The organism is Eubacterium sp. LMAG:50, assembly GCF_008680265.1.
Taxonomy (GTDB): domain Bacteria; phylum Bacillota; class Clostridia; order Lachnospirales; family Lachnospiraceae; genus Eubacterium_U; species Eubacterium_U album.
Map to the genome: position 1 here is coordinate 1,326,485 of NZ_NALP01000007.1, position 19,031 is coordinate 1,345,515.

23 protein-coding genes and 3 pseudogenes are annotated in these 19,031 nt (G+C 30.9%); 23 read left to right on the plus strand and 3 right to left on the minus strand.

What is annotated here, in order from left to right:
* Nucleotides 1–18: 18 nt before the first annotated feature.
* Nucleotides 19–933 carry a hypothetical protein gene (locus CCC31_RS11070; RefSeq protein WP_290851591.1) on the minus strand — a complete coding sequence of 305 codons (915 nt, stop codon included), beginning with the start codon at nucleotides 931–933 and terminating at the stop codon, nucleotides 19–21.
* A gap of 476 nt (nucleotides 934–1,409) precedes the next feature.
* Here CCC31_RS11070 and CCC31_RS11075 point away from each other — a divergent pair, with 476 nt between their 5' ends.
* The 10 genes from CCC31_RS11075 (at nucleotide 1,410) to CCC31_RS11120 (ending at nucleotide 8,846) form a co-directional block, all read left to right on the plus strand.
* Complete coding sequence (locus tag CCC31_RS11075; RefSeq protein WP_290851593.1) at nucleotides 1,410–2,048, plus strand: GDSL-type esterase/lipase family protein; 639 nt, start codon at nucleotides 1,410–1,412, stop codon at nucleotides 2,046–2,048.
* A 39-nt stretch (nucleotides 2,049–2,087) separates the two neighbouring features.
* On the plus strand, nucleotides 2,088–2,243 hold the full coding sequence (locus tag CCC31_RS11080) for a DUF6548 family protein (protein ID WP_290851594.1): 156 nt from the start codon (nucleotides 2,088–2,090) through the stop codon (nucleotides 2,241–2,243).
* Complete coding sequence (locus tag CCC31_RS11085) at nucleotides 2,240–2,569, plus strand: DUF4186 family protein (protein WP_290851596.1); 330 nt, start codon at nucleotides 2,240–2,242, stop codon at nucleotides 2,567–2,569. The genes CCC31_RS11080 and CCC31_RS11085 overlap by 4 nt, the downstream gene beginning before the upstream one ends.
* Before the next feature lie 528 nt (nucleotides 2,570–3,097).
* Nucleotides 3,098–4,456, plus strand: a complete 1,359-nt coding sequence (locus tag CCC31_RS11090) for an AAA family ATPase (protein WP_290851598.1) — start codon at nucleotides 3,098–3,100, stop codon at nucleotides 4,454–4,456.
* A gap of 353 nt (nucleotides 4,457–4,809) precedes the next feature.
* Nucleotides 4,810–5,520, plus strand: a complete 711-nt coding sequence (locus tag CCC31_RS11095; RefSeq protein WP_290851600.1) for a DUF6796 family protein — start codon at nucleotides 4,810–4,812, stop codon at nucleotides 5,518–5,520.
* 596 nt (nucleotides 5,521–6,116) lie between these two features.
* Nucleotides 6,117–6,869 (plus strand): S1 RNA-binding domain-containing protein, encoded by a 753-nt coding sequence (locus CCC31_RS11100; RefSeq protein ID WP_290851602.1) that lies wholly within the window; start codon nucleotides 6,117–6,119, stop codon nucleotides 6,867–6,869.
* Between the two features lie 105 nt (nucleotides 6,870–6,974).
* Nucleotides 6,975–7,154 (plus strand): hypothetical protein, encoded by a 180-nt coding sequence (locus CCC31_RS11105; RefSeq protein WP_290851604.1) that lies wholly within the window; start codon nucleotides 6,975–6,977, stop codon nucleotides 7,152–7,154.
* A gap of 359 nt (nucleotides 7,155–7,513) precedes the next feature.
* Entirely contained in the window at nucleotides 7,514–8,017 is a 504-nt protein-coding gene (locus CCC31_RS11110; protein WP_290851606.1) for an Rpn family recombination-promoting nuclease/putative transposase, read from the plus strand.
* Nucleotides 7,996–8,187, plus strand: coding sequence for a hypothetical protein (locus tag CCC31_RS11115; RefSeq protein ID WP_290851608.1), 192 nt, complete (start codon nucleotides 7,996–7,998; stop codon nucleotides 8,185–8,187). The genes CCC31_RS11110 and CCC31_RS11115 overlap by 22 nt, the downstream gene beginning before the upstream one ends.
* 35 nt (nucleotides 8,188–8,222) lie before the next feature.
* A complete protein-coding gene (locus CCC31_RS11120) occupies nucleotides 8,223–8,846 on the plus strand; it encodes a flavin reductase (protein WP_022088047.1) in 624 nt (207 codons plus the stop codon).
* Between the two features lie 168 nt (nucleotides 8,847–9,014).
* On the opposite strand, the gene CCC31_RS11125 is transcribed toward CCC31_RS11120, so the two are convergent.
* Both CCC31_RS11125 and CCC31_RS11130 read right to left on the minus strand, forming a co-directional pair.
* Nucleotides 9,015–10,088: a DUF4179 domain-containing protein gene (locus tag CCC31_RS11125; protein ID WP_290851611.1), complete on the minus strand. Its 1,074-nt coding sequence runs from the start codon at nucleotides 10,086–10,088 to the stop codon at nucleotides 9,015–9,017.
* Nucleotides 10,078–10,563, minus strand: a complete 486-nt coding sequence (locus CCC31_RS11130) for a sigma-70 family RNA polymerase sigma factor (protein WP_290851614.1) — start codon at nucleotides 10,561–10,563, stop codon at nucleotides 10,078–10,080. The genes CCC31_RS11125 and CCC31_RS11130 overlap by 11 nt, the downstream gene beginning before the upstream one ends.
* A gap of 319 nt (nucleotides 10,564–10,882) precedes the next feature.
* Between CCC31_RS11130 and CCC31_RS11135 the strand changes: the two are divergent.
* The 13 genes and pseudogenes from CCC31_RS11135 to CCC31_RS11195 form a co-directional block, all read left to right on the plus strand.
* A pseudogene (locus CCC31_RS11135) lies at nucleotides 10,883–11,191 on the plus strand (GNAT family N-acetyltransferase); the annotation flags it as partial.
* Nucleotides 11,192–11,259: 68 nt separating this feature from the next.
* A complete protein-coding gene (locus CCC31_RS11140) occupies nucleotides 11,260–11,757 on the plus strand; it encodes an NUDIX hydrolase (protein WP_290851615.1) in 498 nt (165 codons plus the stop codon).
* A gap of 57 nt (nucleotides 11,758–11,814) precedes the next feature.
* Nucleotides 11,815–12,237: pseudogene (locus tag CCC31_RS11145) on the plus strand (dihydrofolate reductase); the annotation flags it as partial.
* Between the two features lie 223 nt (nucleotides 12,238–12,460).
* On the plus strand, nucleotides 12,461–13,063 hold the full coding sequence (locus CCC31_RS11150; RefSeq protein WP_290851617.1) for a Type 1 glutamine amidotransferase-like domain-containing protein: 603 nt from the start codon (nucleotides 12,461–12,463) through the stop codon (nucleotides 13,061–13,063).
* Between the two features lie 277 nt (nucleotides 13,064–13,340).
* A complete protein-coding gene (locus CCC31_RS11155) occupies nucleotides 13,341–15,008 on the plus strand; it encodes a hypothetical protein (protein WP_290851619.1) in 1,668 nt (555 codons plus the stop codon).
* A 216-nt stretch (nucleotides 15,009–15,224) separates the two neighbouring features.
* Nucleotides 15,225–15,338, plus strand: a pseudogene (locus CCC31_RS11160) (DJ-1 family protein); the annotation flags it as partial.
* An 89-nt stretch (nucleotides 15,339–15,427) separates the two neighbouring features.
* Complete coding sequence (locus CCC31_RS11165; protein ID WP_290851621.1) at nucleotides 15,428–15,850, plus strand: N-acetyltransferase; 423 nt, start codon at nucleotides 15,428–15,430, stop codon at nucleotides 15,848–15,850.
* Nucleotides 15,851–15,885: 35 nt separating this feature from the next.
* The gene (locus CCC31_RS11170; RefSeq protein ID WP_147586068.1) at nucleotides 15,886–16,170 is read left to right on the plus strand and encodes an ElyC/SanA/YdcF family protein; all 285 of its coding nucleotides are present in this window, start codon (nucleotides 15,886–15,888) and stop codon (nucleotides 16,168–16,170) included.
* Nucleotides 16,171–16,255: 85 nt separating this feature from the next.
* Complete coding sequence (locus CCC31_RS11175; protein WP_290851622.1) at nucleotides 16,256–16,693, plus strand: GNAT family N-acetyltransferase; 438 nt, start codon at nucleotides 16,256–16,258, stop codon at nucleotides 16,691–16,693.
* Between the two features lie 54 nt (nucleotides 16,694–16,747).
* Nucleotides 16,748–17,392 (plus strand): zinc dependent phospholipase C family protein, encoded by a 645-nt coding sequence (locus CCC31_RS11180; RefSeq protein WP_290851624.1) that lies wholly within the window; start codon nucleotides 16,748–16,750, stop codon nucleotides 17,390–17,392.
* On the plus strand, nucleotides 17,389–17,823 hold the full coding sequence (locus tag CCC31_RS11185; protein ID WP_290851626.1) for an NUDIX domain-containing protein: 435 nt from the start codon (nucleotides 17,389–17,391) through the stop codon (nucleotides 17,821–17,823). Before CCC31_RS11180 ends, CCC31_RS11185 begins: the two co-directional genes overlap by 4 nt.
* A 149-nt stretch (nucleotides 17,824–17,972) precedes the next feature.
* Complete coding sequence (locus CCC31_RS11190; protein WP_290851627.1) at nucleotides 17,973–18,461, plus strand: NUDIX domain-containing protein; 489 nt, start codon at nucleotides 17,973–17,975, stop codon at nucleotides 18,459–18,461.
* 59 nt (nucleotides 18,462–18,520) lie between these two features.
* Nucleotides 18,521–18,943: a GNAT family N-acetyltransferase gene (locus tag CCC31_RS11195; RefSeq protein WP_290851629.1), complete on the plus strand. Its 423-nt coding sequence runs from the start codon at nucleotides 18,521–18,523 to the stop codon at nucleotides 18,941–18,943.
* The last annotated feature ends 88 nt before the right edge of the window (nucleotides 18,944–19,031 follow it).

Consider the following 19,031-nt stretch of genomic DNA (forward strand, 5'->3'; position numbering starts at 1 on the left):
AATAAAGCGTGTAAATTATTATATAACTTTTATACGCGAATTTAATTTAGGATCAAGACCTGAAAAAAATTTAAGGGATATTGCTTTATTACATAATTTTTGTCGGTAGCTATATTCTTTTTGGTAATCTTCAAATTGAATCGAATCACCATGTGCTATTTTATTTCTGATAGTCACGATTTGAGAAATAAGTACTGTGTCAACATCTATCTTATAGTGAGAAAAAAATAATAGAATTTTATAAAAAATTTCGTTTGAAACTTTCTCAAATAACTGATTAGATAGAAAAGAACTTAACTCAGTTGCTTTAATTGCGGGTATTTTTATTTTGTAATGTTTATATAATATTTTGTTTATACTATTTATGGATATTAAATTTCTCTTATTTTTACTTTTATAATTAATTGAAAAATCATCTATTGATATATTTTCTAATATTTTAAAGAAAATAAAAAAAGCATCTCCACAATTTTTAATATCAAAAAGATAATGAAATTTAATTGCAGAAGAGTATAAATGTAACATATTGTCTAATAAAGGACGTTTTTTATTGACTTTATTAAATGACTTATTATAAATTTTCAATTTGGCTATTTTTTGGGGGCTTTTATTTACATCAACTATAGGAATTGTATTAGAATTTGTTTGAAAAATTGTGAATTCGGTATAAAATGGTAGGCCGGTCAAATAGATAAAAAAATCTAAAGCACGAGAGATTTTTTCAGTTGCTTTTTTGATATCATCTTTTGCTAAAAAACAATATATAGAAATTTCATCGGAAATTATATAGTTATGATCATGATTTTTTTTTATAGTAAAATAGCATTCACCTATTTCAAAATAAATATTATCTTTTAGAATTATTTGAAAGCAAAGTGGGCGAGTGTTTTCTATTGAATCGTCAATTGAGATATTAGTGTAATACTTATACATAATAAAAATCCTCCTTAAAATACAATAAATACTATAAAAATTGAAAATAGGACATATTGTTAAAATTTAACTACTATTATAATGGATTGCTAAAATAAAAATCAATAATATATGGTGGATTGCTCAAAATTTCAATATGGTCCAATTTCTTAGATTTCAACCACACTGGAATTCGACATCCCCTCACACCTTTGATATAATTAGGCGTTTGCGAAACGCCACGCACCGCATAAATACGACATTTTTTGTTACTTAAAAACAAATAACTCCTCACCGGATATGGTATAATAGAGTTGAGAATAATTACATTTAGATTTAAAGGTAAGACTAGAGAAGTGTAGTTGTTGGAAAAGAAATATGATAGTATTATAGACATTAGTGAAAATAAATCTAAATTCATACAGACAAATATAACAATATAATTTGCCGGCTTAGTTGATAGAAGGAAATTCAATATAAAAAGAGAGGGTATTACAATGAATAATGAGCAGATGATAAAAATTAAAAATTTTGATTATTTAAATCAGAACATATTAAAGGGAAAAATTCTTTTTACAGGTTCATCACTGATGGAACAGTTTCCTATTTGTGAAATTGCAAGAAGCAAAGGATTTGATGAGGTAATTTATAATCGAGGCGTTGGTGGATTGAATACAGATGAGTTTTTGGAGAACATTAATACATTGCTTTTAGACCTTGAACCATCAAAGATATTTATCAATATAGGAACAAATGATATTACGGAATCTCGATATGGAGATAAATGGATGTCACATCTGATGGATAATTTTTGCAAAATTATTGAAACTGCAAAAGATAGAATTCTTAATGCAGAAATTTATATAATGGCATTTTATCCTGCAAATTTACATTTGCCTTGGCATACAGAAGAGGCAATTCAATGGATGAAGCTTAGAACTACTGAAAATATTCGAATGTGCAATGAGCATTTGAAAGAAATCGCAAATAAATATGAATGCCATTATATTGACTGCAATGAAGGACTCGTTAATGAAAAGGGAGAGCAAAAACCAGAGTATGCAATTGACGGTGTGCATATGTATGCAAATGGATATTTGAATGTTTTTGAAGTAGTAAAATCCTATTTGAATTAATCGTTTATTTTATATTAATCAAATATAGGAGCATAAAATATGAATAATATTGAAATTACATTTTTTGAAGAATACAAAAAATTAGATAATTTATGCAAAGATTTACTAGGAAGCAATCAAGGAATTACGCAGTATGTAAATGAATATATGCAGTTAATAATTAGAAGAAGTTGTATAAATGGAGTTCAGAAATGACAAAGGAAGAATGGTACAAAAAACTATTTAGCAGACTTAATAATTCAAAATTTCGCAGTAGTTTTCATTTAAAACAAAAGTATATTGATTACATAAATGAAAAAGGAATGGAGAAAAAAATGTGGAAAATTAAGCATATATTTGATGGTGATTATGGATGTGAAGAACGTTCTGAAAGTGAAAAGCCAAAGGTGACAGTTACGCTTGTAAATGAAAATAATGAAAAAAAAATCATCTCAGTAGAAGACAAGTGGCTTATGGATAATAACTTAGATGAATGTGACGAATGGTCTGAAAATTTGCTAAATAAATTAAGGAGAATATAAAACACGAGCTGGTGCACGCAGGTTATTGGATAAGATGATTCAAAATGCAATATTAAGGAGAATTAGAAGTGGACCAGGGACTAAATATGTATTGAATGAGGTTAAGTGAGACTAAAAAATAAGTTGCTGGATACAGTTAACTGCTTATTGGATACTTACTGGATACAGTGTATCCGAAAAATATCCAATAGTGACCAGTAGTATCCGATTAAGGATCACCTATCGGACACTTGTAATCACTCAGATAAATAAAAGTAATTTGTGCAGAACGTCTGCACAAATTGGATTAGGAGCATATATATGGATTTACAAAACATACAAGAGATAGCACATAGCTACCATAAGTGCAAGAAAAATAAATTTGAAGCAGAAAGCCTTTTTCATAATAATTGAGATAATTATATAGAAAGTGCGTATAATCATAAAAAATATGGCTATAATACTTGCGTATAATCATAAAATTGAGTACAATGTGCGTGTAATCATAAAATTAAGAACTTGCATATATGCGCATAATCTGGAGGAACAATGATGTTAAAAAGAAAAATATATAAAAAACTACTGGAATGGAAAAGTGAATGTCGGGGGAAAAAAGCTTTACTGATAGAAGGCGCCAGACGTATTGGAAAGTCTACCATCTGCGAAGAATTTGGAAAAAGCGAATACGAAAGTTATCTTCTTATTGACTTTGCTAAAAAAGATAAGGAAGTCGAAATGTATTTTAAGAGATATCTGAATGATTTGGATACATTTTTTATGTTGTTACAGACGCATTTTGGAACAAAATTGACAGAGAGAAACTCTCTTATTATTTTTGATGAGGTACAGATGTTTCCACAGGCAAGAGCTGCGATAAAATATTTAGTGGCAGATGGAAGATATGACTATATTGAGACTGGCTCATTGATATCAATCAGGGAAAATGTAAAAAATATCGTGATACCATCAGAAGAAAGACATATTAATATGTATCCATTGGATTTTGAAGAATTTGCAATAGCATTAGAGGAAGAGTTGCTGGTTGAATATATAAAAAAATGCTTTGAAAAAAGAGAACCTTTGGAAAGAAGTATGCATAACAAGGCAATGCTTTTGTTTCAACAGTATATACTTGTTGGTGGGATGCCCATGCCAGTAGTAGCATTTATTGAAGGTAAAAAAGATTTTACAGAAGCGGATAAAGAAAAAAGAGACATTCTCAAATTGTATCGGGAAGATATTATGAAAATAGATGCAAAGTATAGAAGTAAGGTACTTGCAATTTATGACCAGATTCCGGGATTCCTTTCACAGCATGAAAAAAGAGTGGTATTCAAAAAACTACAAGATGGTAGTTATGCAGATCAGTATGAAGAAACATTTTTCTGGCTGTCGGATTCTATGATATCTAATGAGTGTTTTTTGTGTAATAATCCTAATGTGGGTTTATCATTAAACGAGACAAGAAGCTATGTAAAGTGTTATATGGGAGATACCGGGCTTTTGGTAAGCCATACATTTGATGAGAATGAATTACTTGAAGATGAAGTGTATAAACAGATATTGGCGGGTAAATTGCAGATAAATGAAGGGATGCTTTATGAAAACGCAATAGCCCAGATGCTGGTGGCAAATGGACATAAGTTATATTTTTATACACACTATAATGAAAATAAGCATCGAAATGATATGGAAATAGATTTTATCATTTCAAATAACAGCAGATTAAAATATAAGATGTTTCCAATCGAAGTGAAGTCAGGAAAGCAATATAAAACAACTTCATTAAATAATTTCAGAGAAAAATACAAGAAGCGCATAGGGGAAAGTTATATTATTCATCCAAGAAATTTAATCGTGAAAGATGGAATTATATGCATTCCTCCATATATGACGATAAATATATAAAAATTAGACATACACACTTGACAATAAGACTTGAGGTTGACCTTGAGTCTTTTGTTGTATAATAAGGATAAAAGACAATATAAAAAAGCATTTCTTTGGATATATGTATATATCAAACTATTAATAGCGAAAATCTTTATCTTTCTGAGCAAGTTATTAGAATTGTTTGACAAACAATGTGTTTTCGACTAATATAAAGAAGTTAGATATGACTAACCTAACGCAAACGTCATTTAAAAGCATGTCGTAATTTGTACTACTGATGGATTTGGAGACTTTCATCAGGAAAGATAACCGGCTGCAGGCAGGTAATCAATTTTCTTCTAAAATTGGTTACAGAAAGAGGAGAAAAAATGGGAAAAAAGAATAGGAGAGCAATAGTATTAGGAATAGTTTCAATGGTATTATTTATGATTGGTGATTGGCTTTTGGATGTAAAAGGAAGTGGCAATGAAGAAATTGGTGCATTCGTTAATTCAAATTGGCCTAAAATGTCTATGTGGAGATTTGAGGTATCAATACTTTTGGCCGCAGTGGCAATGCCTTTATATTGGATTGGACTTATGAAGTTAAGAAAAATAGTAGAAGATGCATGTAAAAGAAAACCACAGGGGTATGCTTTAGGAATGAACCGTTTGTTTCAAATAAGTTCGGCAGCAGGATTAATAGCTGTATTTTTTATTCATGTTATGTGTTGCTTATTGCCAATTATTTTCAAGGTGGTTTATGGACAGAAAAATACATTTGAACAGGCTGCAGAAATAACAAATCAGGTTGGAATGTACATAATTATACCATTTATGGTTTATTACTTAATTATGGATGTTGGAATGTCGATTGTAATAATTTATTTAATTGTTACCAGACGATTTGCATTGCCAAGATGGATGGTATGTTTTCAACCGTTGGGAGGATTGATTTTATGTGAAATTATGAAACGCATACCGGTTGTATGGTGCAATGACATTTCAGTTGCATTTGAGAGTATGGGACATATGTTAATGTTTTTAGCAACATATATAATACTGTGTAAGGGAGGAGAAACATGTTATTGTAATAGTTAATTTAAAATTTGCACAGAGACTGATTGGGTGGTTTACACGAAAAGTCGGGATAAAGCCATTGATATAATTGGTTTTTGTTATATTGCCATTGATAAAAAATTAATTATTGAGGATTTTTTGTTGATATTGTAGAAGACACAATTGATATGCTAATCCGATAAATTATTATTTTATGGAAAAATATGGATTAACAATAATGACCATATTTGAATTCGACATCCCTTCACACCTTTGATAAAATAATTGTGTCAAGGAAATTGATCAATAACCAACAACAATAAAATAAATGCCTTATTAAATTTCGGTTTTGTGCCGGAAGTTTAAGAGGGCATTTTTATTTTACAAAAGATCAAAGGAAAGTGAGGAACAGAACAGTGAAACAGATAGTAGAAAAGAATGAGAGCAAAGAAATTACATATCTTTTTCAGGCTCTTGAAAAGGAATGGGATAGCTGTTTTCGTTTTACTATGCCGGTGAGATAAAGAATGCTTTAGCTTACAGAAAAAAACTCCTGTGGTACACACTTTTTGCACCTTATATGAGAATATGATACAATGACTCCAGATAAATAAAAATTTGTGATAAGGAGAGGCACAATGGAAGAAAAAACAATGGACAATGTAGCAGAAAATGAAATAGAAAGAATGGAAGATTTAGGACAGGCACTAGAAGAGTCTTATGCACATATGGGAAATGGAGAGTATGATACAGATACTTTGTTGGCATGGGAAAAGATTAATGAATATAAGGAGGCAGGAACTATTCTGTCGGTTACGATTTCTGGAATCGTAAATAAAGGTGTGATTGCTTTAGTGGAAGGTGTGCGAGGATTTATCCCGGTTAGCAGATTAGATATTAATCATGTGGAAGATACAAATGATTGGTTAGGCAGAGATATTAGAGTTCGTGTTATTGAAGCGGATATGGAAAAAAACAAACTCGTTTTATCAGCCAGAGAAATTCTTCGTGAAGAAAGTGCAGCTGCCAGAAAGGCGCAGCGAGAGATGGCTGTTTCAAAGATAGAGGTTGGTTCTGTTGTTGAAGGAAAAGTAGAATCTATTCAGCCATATGGTGCTTTTGTAGACTTAGGAAACGATGTGACAGGTTTGGTGCATATTTCACAGATTTCCATGGATCATATTAAATCTCCAAAAGAAGCTCTGGAAGTAGGACAGATTGTGAAGGCAAAAGTCATTAAAAATGATGGCGGAAAGATAAGTTTAAGTATTAAAGATTTGTTGGAAGAAAAAAGAATTCAGGAAGAAGAGAAAATAAAAAACAACATGCAGGAAGTGGAAAGTATTGGAACTTCTTTAGGAAGTTTACTTAGTGGATTGAAATTAGATTAAATTTCAATTTTGAAATTGATACGGTAATATTTGTCTGAAAATGGATTTAGAAACAAAAACGCACAAATTATTTATTCTCACAAATAAAGAGCTTATTATTTATCGATGGATGATTTCTTGTCCAGCAAGGAAGCACAGGCAAATGTTGGAGAGTTCTCAAGTTCAGCCGGTACCAATTATATGGGAAGTCATGGACTAATTTCAATTATTTTTATTGTAGCGGTTTGTGTACTAACAGTTATAGGGAAAAAATATCATATGAATATTATGATTAACCAATTATAGGGATATAGGTAGTAATGTTAATTGATATATATATTAGACGATTAAAAAGTTAATAAAAGGCGTTCTATGGTGTAATAGCTTCATAGAACGCCTTTTATTATGATGTGGAGAAAAAATGTAGGATTAAAGAAATAACCATATTGAGATGTAGCACAAACAAAAAGTTGACAATTTGTATAACATCGTTTATTGTATGTGAAAAATATAATGAGCTAATGGAGGGTTATTAATTGATGAAAAAGTATGAGGAATTGGATATTACGGATTCATTTATGTTTGCAAAAGTAATGTCTAATAAAGATTTATGTAAGACAATGTTGGAACAGATATTAAATATTAAAATTTGAGAGATAAAATATTTGGATTATGAGGATACAATTCAAATTTCATTGGGGTCAAAGGGAGTAAGACTGGACATATATGTTGAAGATGATGAAAATATGGTTTTTAACTTAGAAATGCAAACGACAAAATATGAAGAACTACCTAAAAGATCACGATATTATCAGGATATTATTGATTTAAACCTGATTGAAAAAGGTGAAGCATATGATATACTTAATACAAGTTATGTAATTTTTATTTGCACTTTTGATTTTTTTGAAAGCAATAAAAGTATGTATGAATTTGAAAATATATGTATTAATAAGCCGGAATTAAAATTAAATGACGGAACACATAAAATTTTCTTAAATACCAAGGGAGATAGAAGCGGCATAAGCAAAGAGTTGAAATTATTATTAGATTATTTCGATGGCAAAGAACCGGAAAGCAAACTTGCTAAGAAATTGATCAGAAAGTGTTTGAAGCCAAAAGAAATGACCAATGGAGGCGAGAGTATATGTCATATCAGATGGAATTAAATCAGCAGTATAAGAATGGAAAGGAAGAAGGAAGAAAAGAAGGAATAGACGATATGAGTAAGCTGATAAAAATGCTAATATCAGAAAATAAATATGAAGAACTTGAAAAAGCAGTAAATGATGAGGAATACCAGAAGGCACTAATGAGAAAATACAGAATAACTAAATAGAACAGTGAACATAAATAAAATTTGGAGGAATTAATATGGATAAGAAGGCAATTTATAACTTGACTTATGGTGTATTTATGGTATCCACTAAGGCAGGGGATGTGGTTAATGGATGTATTACAAATACATGTATTCAGGTGGCTAATAATCCGGTTAGAATAGCCGTGTCGGTGCTTAACAGTAATTATACATGTGAATTAATTAAAAAGAGCGGAATTTTAGCAGTTAGCATTTTAGATAGTGATTGTACGTTTGAGTCTATAAAGCATTTTGGTTTCCAATCAGGAAGAGATGTGAACAAGTTCTCAAATATTACACCACCAACTGATAATGAAGGAATTCCTTATCTTGGATGGCAGTCATGTGCAGTTATAAGTGGTAAGGTTGTTGAAAAGCATGACCTTGGAACACACACTTTGTTTATTGCAGAAGTTACAGATGCAAAAGTTTTAAGTGAAAAAGAACCATTGACTTATGCACAATATCAAAATGAAATAAAACCAAAGCCTAAAAAGGATGATGAAAGTAACGGAAGAAAAATAGTAGGCTGGAGATGTAAAATCTGCAATTATGTATATGAAGGAAGTGAGTTGCCTAAAGATTATGTATGCCCGGTTTGTGGACATGGCGCAGATGATTTTGAACCAATTTACGCTTGATAGAAAGATGTTGATTTTGTGGTAGCATAATATAAAATTGCGAGAAGAATAAAAATAAGCATATTCTAACTGACGTTAAAATATGCTTATTTTATTATATAGGGTAAGAACTTGTGCATAAAACTTTACTTTTTGCTTTTGTGTATAAAAAACTAAACAGTATTTATTTTATTCAGTCATGTCAAAGGTATTATTACCCGGAAGTGTTACAGAATTAATATCATTGAGATTTCCAATAACTCCGGTGAATACAGTGTATTTAGAACGCTTGCCACCATTTTCCACAGAATCAATCTGAGAAATAACCTTAGGCGAGATTTCTTTACCTTTAATATTTAATGTTGCAATACCGGTATTAAGTTCATCTATTACATCTATCAGTGGTAAAGTGTTTTTTTCACCTTTATGGTATGAATAGTAGATTGTGTATTCAATAGGTGTGATAATTATTTCATTAATATAAACCTTTTTGTTATTATATTTTTCGCCTAAATCAATTTCCCTATTAAATGTTTTTCTGAGTTCTTCAGTACCATGTTTTAAATCCCATGATATTTTCCAATTGCCATTTACAAAAGTTTCATCTTCAGAATAAACTGTATGACCTGTAGCGTAAAAAGATTTTATTTCCATAGTAATATTTTCAAAATCTAAATCACGTTCATTATCAACATCAAAACCATAAGTGTAACTTGTATCATCTGATTTATAATGATTAGCATATCCTGTTGCCCACGACAAACCAACTTGTTTACCATTAGATTTTGTACAATAAAAATCAACGTCCATAAAGACATCAACCAAATCATAGCCCATATCTTCTACAGTTTTTTTCCATTTTCCATAATCAACCTTAAAATAAACGTATGCAATATTATTGTCAGCTACAGTTTCCACAAGTTCGACGGAAATACCTTTATCTTCACACTTAATGTTTTTTAAATTTGAATCAGTATAAATAGTGTCATATCCGTTTTTAATAAGATATTGTTCATGTGTTTCTTTCTCTGTAGTTTTAATAACCTTATTTTTAACGTGTGAATCCATATGTAAAATATAGTTAATTGCATAAACACTGCCATTTGATAATAAAATACAGGCTAGTGCAATAGAAGCAACTTTAAGTAATCGCGGATAAGAATGTTTCTTTTTTGTATCCTTAACAGAATTTAATATTTTGTTGTCGATTTTATCAGATGTTTTAATTTCATCATATACTTTTTTATATTCATTAACATCCATACTGTTTATCCTCCTCTAAATTCATTTTTAAGAGCTCACGTCCTTTTTTTAATCTCATTTTAATTGCTGATTCTTTACAGCCAAGTATTTCACCAATTTGCCTGCATGAGTAACCCTCGTAATAATGAAGATACATTGGAGCTTTACATTTATCAGGCAGATTCAGAACCATTTGCAATAAATCATTTTGTTCAAAAGAAAAAGAATGTTCAGGTATATTTTCGTGATTAAAAATATCTCGTTTCTTATTCCAAAATAATTTCAGGTGATTTTTGGAGAGATTAATTGAAATTCTAATGAGCCATCTTTTTTCATGTTCATCTGTTTCAAAAGCTTTGTTACTACAATAAAGTTTTGTAAAAACTTCCTGCAAAATATCTTCAGCGTCATTTGGATTTTTTACATATGTGAAGATTATTCTGAAAAGAAGATCCTTGTACTTGTAGTATTTCTCTTCGAATTGCTGAGTACTCATAATTTGAATTGTTTCTCCTTTCACCTTATATACAGTCGGGAAGCGGTAATGGTCAATTTTTAAATAATAGAAAATTTAAATAATAGTTAAATAATAAAACTTAAGCTTAAATAATATAACACATATATTTTACGCGAAAAAGAAGATTACTAGGGAAATAAATTGCTATTGAAAGTGAGCGATGGTAATATATTATGTAAAATAAAAATCATACTTATATAAACATTATGGCTTTATACGATTAGAAAATTAAAAGAAAATCTTATGATTTGGAATAAATAGTAGAATGTCGGTTTGTAAAGGATAATTTTGGGTTGCTTTATCCGATGACAGAGTAATTGGTACAATCGGACTCATGTTGAAGGAGAAAAATTGTACTGTTTTGAAAAAATTTTTTGTAGAGAAGGCGTTTCGTTCACAGAAAGTAGGACTTTCATTATACAATGAACTTTTGAAGTATGCTAACAGCAAAGGTATTGAGCATATAATTTTGGATACACCTGCGGTTGCTCATATCTCACATAGGTTTTATGAAAAAGCTGGTTTTAAAAGAATTAATTCAGAAGAACTACCAGTACCATATTCCTATCCGGACAGGGATAGCATACTATATCTGTTGAATCTATAAAGTTATGTTTATAAGTATTTTGTCAAATCAAAAACTATACACAATTATAAGATTAGAGGAGAAAGAATATGCAGGATTGTGGATTTACAAGAGAAAATAAATGGTTTAGATATCGTGCAGCAGCAATAATAATTGAAGAAGGTTGTGTGCTATTTGCAGGAAATGAAATAGACGATTATTATTACTCAATCGGTGGTGGAGTTCATGTTGGAGAAACATCTGAGCAGGCAGTAAAAAGAGAAGTGCTTGAGGAAACAGGTGTAGAATATGAAATTGAACGCCTTGCAGTTATTCACGAAAATTTCTTCAATGAAAATCAGGGAACTTTAAAAGGAATGGATTGCCATGAAATATCAATGTACTATTTGATGAAGCCTAGAGGAACAAAACAGCTTAATAGTGATAGTTATAGCCAGGGAGTAAGAGAAACAATGCATTGGATACCAATAAAAGATTTGGATAAATACAAAGCATTTCCAACTTTTCTAAAGGGATATCTTAGTAAGGAACATTCAGGAATAGAGCATATAATTACGGATGAAACAAAAACTGGATTATTATATTGAAAAGGTAAACCAGAGAAATTAGTCTCGTAAAAACTTTTATATAAGGAGAAAATTTATATGATAGGTTTAATAGTAGCCCGTTCAAAAAATAATGTTATTGGAAAAAATGGAAAAATTCCGTGGAAAATAAAGGGAGAACAAAAACAATTCAAGGAACTTACAACAGGAAATGTTGTAATAATGGGACGAAATTCATACGATGAAATTGGTCGCCCGCTTCCAAATAGAGAAACGATAGTTATTTCGAATACTAAAAAATATATAGGTGAAAATCTTCATACAGCATCTAGTGTAAAAGAGGCTATAGAATTTGCAAAAGGAAAAGATGTATATATAGCCGGTGGCTATGGAGTATACAAAGAAGCCATACCACTAGTGGACGTAATGTACATTACTGAGATTAATATAAATGTAGAGCAAGGGGATGTCTTTTTCCCAGAATTTGATGACAATAATTTTAATATATCTATTGTAGAAACATCTGAAAATAATGAACTGTTTGTAAGAAAAATTTATAGAAGAAAGAATAAGCAATAGTAATTTCCAGTTTTATTAACGATAATAAGGAATTAGACGGGTAAATTTTAAAATGTTAGAAGAGATGGAAAATATTAAATATGGAAATTTAGAAACTGCAATGTATTATTGTGAGAGAAATAAAATAGGGAAATGGATAAATCGGAGTTTATAAAGGAGAATATTGATGAAACTATTTTTATGTTCGCATTTTTCAAGTGTAGGAAGTCTGATAAAGGAAGAAATTGAAAATAAGAAAGTCGCATTTATTCCAACAGCTTCGCTGCGTGAAGGCTACACCGGTTATGTCGGTTCGGCTCGAAAATTATTCAAAAAGTTGGGAGCAATCGTAACTGAAATTGATATTTCAACGGAGGCTTATTCAACGATACAGTCTGTTTTTGAAGATGCGGATGTGATATATTTTACCGGCGGAAATTCTTTTTTCCTTATAGACCAGCTCCGTAAAACGGGAACGGATGAGCTGTTGAAGAAAGAATTGGCAAAGGAAAAACTGATGATTGGTGAATCGGCAGGTGCGATTATATGCGCTCCAAGCATCCAATATATCGAGCAAATGGATGAAAAGCCGGAGGACTACTCCCAAGAAGATGATGCAGGGCTTGATTTGATTGATTTCTATGTTCTTCCGCATTATCTTACAGCACCATTTAAGAAAGTTACCGAGAAAATAATGACTGAGTTTTCGGATTTGAATCTATGCCCAATTAACAACCGGCAGGGAATTGTAATTGATGGTGAAGGTTCAAAGGTTATTTGCAAAGACTAATTTGAAAATTCCAGTTTATAAGGATATTTATTAATATAGAAACAAATGATATTACAGAAGCACGATATGAAGATAAATGGCTGTCACATTTAATGGACAATTTTTGTAAAATTATTGAAACCACAAAAGATAGCATTCCTGATGTAGAAAATATTAATGAAAAAGTAGCATAAAAGTGATCTAATAGTTATTAGACAAGGAGACAATGTTTATGCATTATGAGATGTAAGACATTAGTGAACGGAACACAAAAATAAAATAGAGAAAGGAGATGTGTATGAGCAAAATCAAAAGGCATTTTAAGATGATGATTGGTGGCTTTCTGTTTTTTGCAGTTTTTCTTATTGGAATGAGATGTATGAGAGAGTCTGTCTATGCACTGGGAGATGTGTCAAGATATCATACAGAATTTATTAATCAGGCATGTCCAAATATAAAAGTAATAGGTAGGGCATATCTGGTTGGTCCTGACAATGTGGCACATTGGAAAAATCATATTGCCATGGATGTAGTACCTGCAGGAACAAAGATTCAGGGTAAAACAGTAGATCCTAAGTATCTGCCACAGGACAATATTGAAAATTTAAAGGTGCTGTATTCAAGTGTTATAGGATATCGAAATTTCACATGGATTAACGGTGCGTATCTGGAAAGTGAAACAGCTAATTTACAGGTAGTAGAATATGATAAGAATACTGTTACTTTTTGGAGTAATGGATATAAAAGTTTTACAGGAGCACCGGTTATGTGTGCCCAATATTTATTACAAGCTTCACATCCACCTGGATTTTATAGAACATCCAGAAACAATGTCTGGATTGATCTTGACAAAGAATATAACCGTATACCAGAAGGCACAAACATTACAAAGGTTGCTGACGGAAAGGTAACATGTGGGTTTATTGGTATTAGTCCAATACCAGGAACAGCAGATAGTGGTGATGTATATAGAGTAGGAATAAATCAGAAAATATATATAGTTACTACGAGAAGACTTTATTCTAATACATCAGATACAGATGATTTGTATTACAAAGTTATATTCCAGGGGGACAACAGTACCAACTATCTAATGAACGGATATGGTTACTATTATGTAAAAAGTAAGTACATAAACCTTTACAAAAATGGAACAGAAGTGCCAGAGGGCGCTGTAATGAAAAAAGTTTATAACTTGAAAACATTAAAGGAAATTGGTGTTAGAAAATCAAAGGATGAGTCGAATGATGACAATGTTGTAGGACTTCTTCAGGCAGATGCAGAGATAGAAACGTTGCCAAATGAAAGTGATTCAAATTGGACCACGGTATGGTTTAACAGTGAAAGAGCTTATGTTAGAACACAATATCTGACAGATGTAGAGCTGGTTGAAAATAAAACTAAAGTAAAAAATCTTTTAGTAAGCAATGTAAAAAATAATCAATATGTATTGTCATGGTCGAAGTCTTCTGGATGTACAGGTTATAACATTACATATACCGGTATAGGGAAAAACTCGAAAGCTTTCTTTAAAAAGACCGATTATAAGAAAACATCAATTACTGTAAACAGATCTTATTTTAAAAATAACAGAAATACTATTCTGGTGAATATTGCAGCAAATTATAAAACAGGAGCAACAGAAGCTACACAGATAGTTCTTTCGTTGGACAACAGACCACCAAAGATGAAAAAGAAGCGTCTTAATATAAAGAAAAAACAGATATCCTTTGAAAAAATGCTGATACCTGTTGATATTGTTCAATATTCAACAAATAAATCATTTAAGAATGCTAAAACTGTATGGGATAAAAAGGGTGGTGGACTTAGGGCAATTAAAAAGCTAAAGCCTAACACAACTTACTACATAAGATATAGTATTACAACTGACGTATCCACTCTAAAAGGATATAAGAAAATTGGTGGAATTTGGTCCAAGACGATAAAGGTAAAGACAAAAAAATAATACTATTTAACCGCAAAATGAAATTAAATAACAAATTTATTTCCATTAAGAGTTTCATAGTTGTCGATATGGCAGATTTCAATGTGGTCACCTTTCCATCCGATATCACAGTCACTATTAAATTTAATAGTAACTTTAAAAATAATCACCTTCAAGCTATAATTGAAAAAATATAGTTTGAAGGTGATTTTATATGGCTAGATAAGGGATATAATTGAATTGGCTGAATATGGAGTGATTGTTGAAAATAATCCAGTTGTAGTTGATGAAAATATTATAACGTCGTATTGTCCTCAAACAGCGCCTAAGGTGGCGTTTACATTATTATAAATGTTAATAGGTAAAGAAAAAACATATGAAGTAAGAGTGACAATGGGACATAAATAAAAAACATACTTTTATAAACATGAGGGCTTTATATGATTAGAAAATTCAGAGAAAATGATTTACCATCAATTATGCAAATATGGTTTGATTCAAATGTAGAAGTACATAGCTTTATTCCAGAAAAATATTGGATGGATAATTTTGAAATGGTTAAGGATATACTTCCTCAGGCGGAAATATATGTATATGAAAATTTAGGAAAAATAAATGGCTTTATAGGATTAAACAAAGATTATATAGAAGGAATTTTTGTTGAAAAGAATATGCGGTCAAAAGGTATAGGAAAACAGTTATTGAATTATGTTAAGAAATTAAAAGATGAAATGCATTTAAGTGTGTACCAAAAAAACTACAAAGCAATTTCATTTTATCAAAGAGAAAATTTTGTGGTTCAGGCGGAAAGTATTGATAATGATACAAATGAAAAGGAACTTCTTATGAGTTGGAAGAAATAGTAGAAGGTTGGAAGGACATACTTGCTTTTCATATTATGAAATTATCTCGAGAATTAATGATTAAAAATAATATGCTTAAAACTTGTATAAAAATTGCAATCGTGACATCTTCTTTTCATATGAGACGAAGTATTATGATAGCAGAAAGAGTTTTTAGAGATGATGGTGTTAATATAGTTTCTTTGCCTGGTGAAGATAATTCTACAAGAAGAACAACCTGGTTTACGAATGAAAAAGGACGAGTTAGAGCGATAGGGGAAGTAGAGAAGATAATAGATTATGTTAAACAGGGCAAAATTGACGATTTCGAAATTATATAAAAAATAGAGTATTTATAAAAGTGTTGTTAGATTAAAAAAGAAAGACAAATGAAGCAATTAAGAAAGTGCAGGTTAGTTAGACAGTATGAAAATAATTACATTTGAAGAAAAGTATAGAGATGACCTTATTTTTATGATATTGGAAGCAAAAGATGCATTGGGAAGAGTTCCGGGACTGAATGAAGATTTGTTAGATATCCAAAAAAGTTATAAGGATAAGGGCGGAATGTTTTGGATTGCCATAGATGAAAATGACAGAGTTATTGGAAGTGTGGGTGTGAGAATGATTGATAATTCCAATGAATGTTATATTCATCGTTTGTTTGTGAAATGTAATCAAAAACACAACGGCATAGGAACTAAACTTTTGACTACCGCAGAAGAATACGCTAAGAAAAATGGAAAAACTGCTACGCTTGTACACTTAGGTAAACCTAAAGAGCAATGGTTTGAGTCATGGAAGTTTTATCCGAAGAATGGTTATGTTGAAATTGAAGATAGTATTATGAGAAAAGAACTTTAATCTATTAGTATTTTGATGATAGGTGGTTATCAAGTGCAGTATAAGGAGAAAAAGATGGCACAAAGATTAATACATTATTTATTAGGGGAGATTTTTTCAGAAGAAATTGAACTAAAAAACAAGAAAAGATTTCTATTGGGAAGCATAATGCCTGATGCATATATGAATTTGAAAGACAGAGACAAAACTCATTTTGCCAATAGAACAGAAGAAACAACATATTTTGATTTTAACTTATTTAGGGAGAAGTTTGACAGGCAGATTAATGAAGATAGCTTGTATCTTGGCTATTATATGCATTTGGTTGAAGACGTTTTTTACAGACAATTTATACATAGGGATGAGTTTAGAATAACGAAAAGTCAGAAAGAAATTTCAATGCTACACAACGATTATCATATTTTAAATTCTTATATAGTTAGTAAATTCAATTGTCAAAATATTTTGCAGGAAAAAATTAACCTTGATTCAGAAAAAATTATGGAAATTGCAGAGTTTAGAATAGAAGGATTCTTGAAAGATTTTGCAGGAGATTTTTCAGATAAAACTCAGGGTGAAACAGTTTTCATAACGGAAAATATGCTAGACCAATTTATAGAAGAATATGTGCCTGTGATGCTGGAAGAATTGAGAGCAGTAAAAAGAGATAAATCTATTCTGGTAGCAAAAGATTATAAATGGAAAAGAGGGAAGAGATGATTGAAGTAAATTTTTATGATGATGTAGATGATTCTTTACTTGAGTTTGCTGTTATTATTTCAAAATCTAATGGTAAATGGGTATTTTGCAAGCATAAAGAAAGAGATACATTTGAAGTACCGGGAGGACACAGAGAAACCGGTGAGAAAATTGAAGATACTGCAGTAAGAGAATTAAAAGAAGAAACAGGAGCTGTAGATTTTAACATAAAACCAGTTTGTGTATATTCAGTAAAAGGAAAAACGTGTGTAAATGAAAATGCAGCAAAAGAATCTTTTGGAATGCTTTATGCAGCAGAGATTTTTTCTTTTGAGGAGATACATAGTGAAATCGAGAAGATAGTTTTAAGCGATGACTTAATACGTCAGTGGACATATCCTTTGATTCAACCTAAGTTAATTAGCGAAGCAAAGAAAAGAGGTTATCTATAAGAGCAGAGCAAATATATGTAGGACTCCAATTTGGATATTGCAAAATCACATCCTGAAACACAGATAGTGGCAGAACATTTTTTTATTGAAATATATCCTATTGAATTGTAGTGGGTAATGTAAACAATTAAAATTAAGGAGGTTCTACAATGGCAGAACTATGGGATGCATACAATAAGAATTTTAATAAAATAGAAAATAAGACATTGATTCGAGGCGAATCCATTCCTGATGGAGCGTATCATCTTGTAAGTGAAATAGTAGTAAAGCATACAGATGGCTCATATTTACTAATGCAACGTGATTTTAGAAAACATCACGGCGGAAAATGGGAATTGACTGCAGGAGGTTCCGCGTTACAAGGAGAGGATGAGTTAGAAGCAGCAGTTAGAGAATTAAAAGAAGAAACCGGCTTAAGCGGTGAAATGAAGGAGATTGGGCGTGCTGTTTGTCATGACCACCATTCATTTTATGTAGTATATTTGTGTGAGGCGGATTTTGAAAAGGACTCGATTGTTTTACATGAAGGAGAAACAATTGGTTACAAATGGGTAGACAAGGAAACAATGTTTAAATTGGATGGGAATGAGCTAGCCTCAAGCAGAACGTTGGAGATTGTTAAAAAACTAGATTTGTAATTGATTATATTATGTAGTGAACATACGAGAGTAAAGGAATATAAGATAACGGAGTAGTAATGGAATATATAATAAAAGAAAATCAACTGAATTATGAAACATATTATACACTTAGAGAATCTGTAGGATGGAATAATTGGAGTAAAGAACAGGCGGAAAAAGCCTTAGAAAATTCATATTATTCAATTGTAATTTTTTATAATGATAATGCAATAGGAATGGGCAGAGTTGTTGGTGACGGCATATATTTTACTATTGTGGATATTGTTGTCAGAACTGAATATCAGGGTAGAAAGATAGGTACAACAATCATGAACTCAATTTTAGAGTATATTGAAAAAAATATGTGTGAGGGAAGTCGTGTAAGTGTACAATTGTTGGCAGAAGTTGGAAAGGAACAATTTTATATAAAACAAGGATTTAAACTTGTTCCACATGAGTATTGTGGCCCGGCGTTGAGAAAGATTATATATAAGAAATAAATTCTAAAAGAGAAAAAATTGGGTGATTTTTTATTGTATATAATTGGCAAAAATTGTATGGATTTGTTTTTTGTAAAAAATAGACACC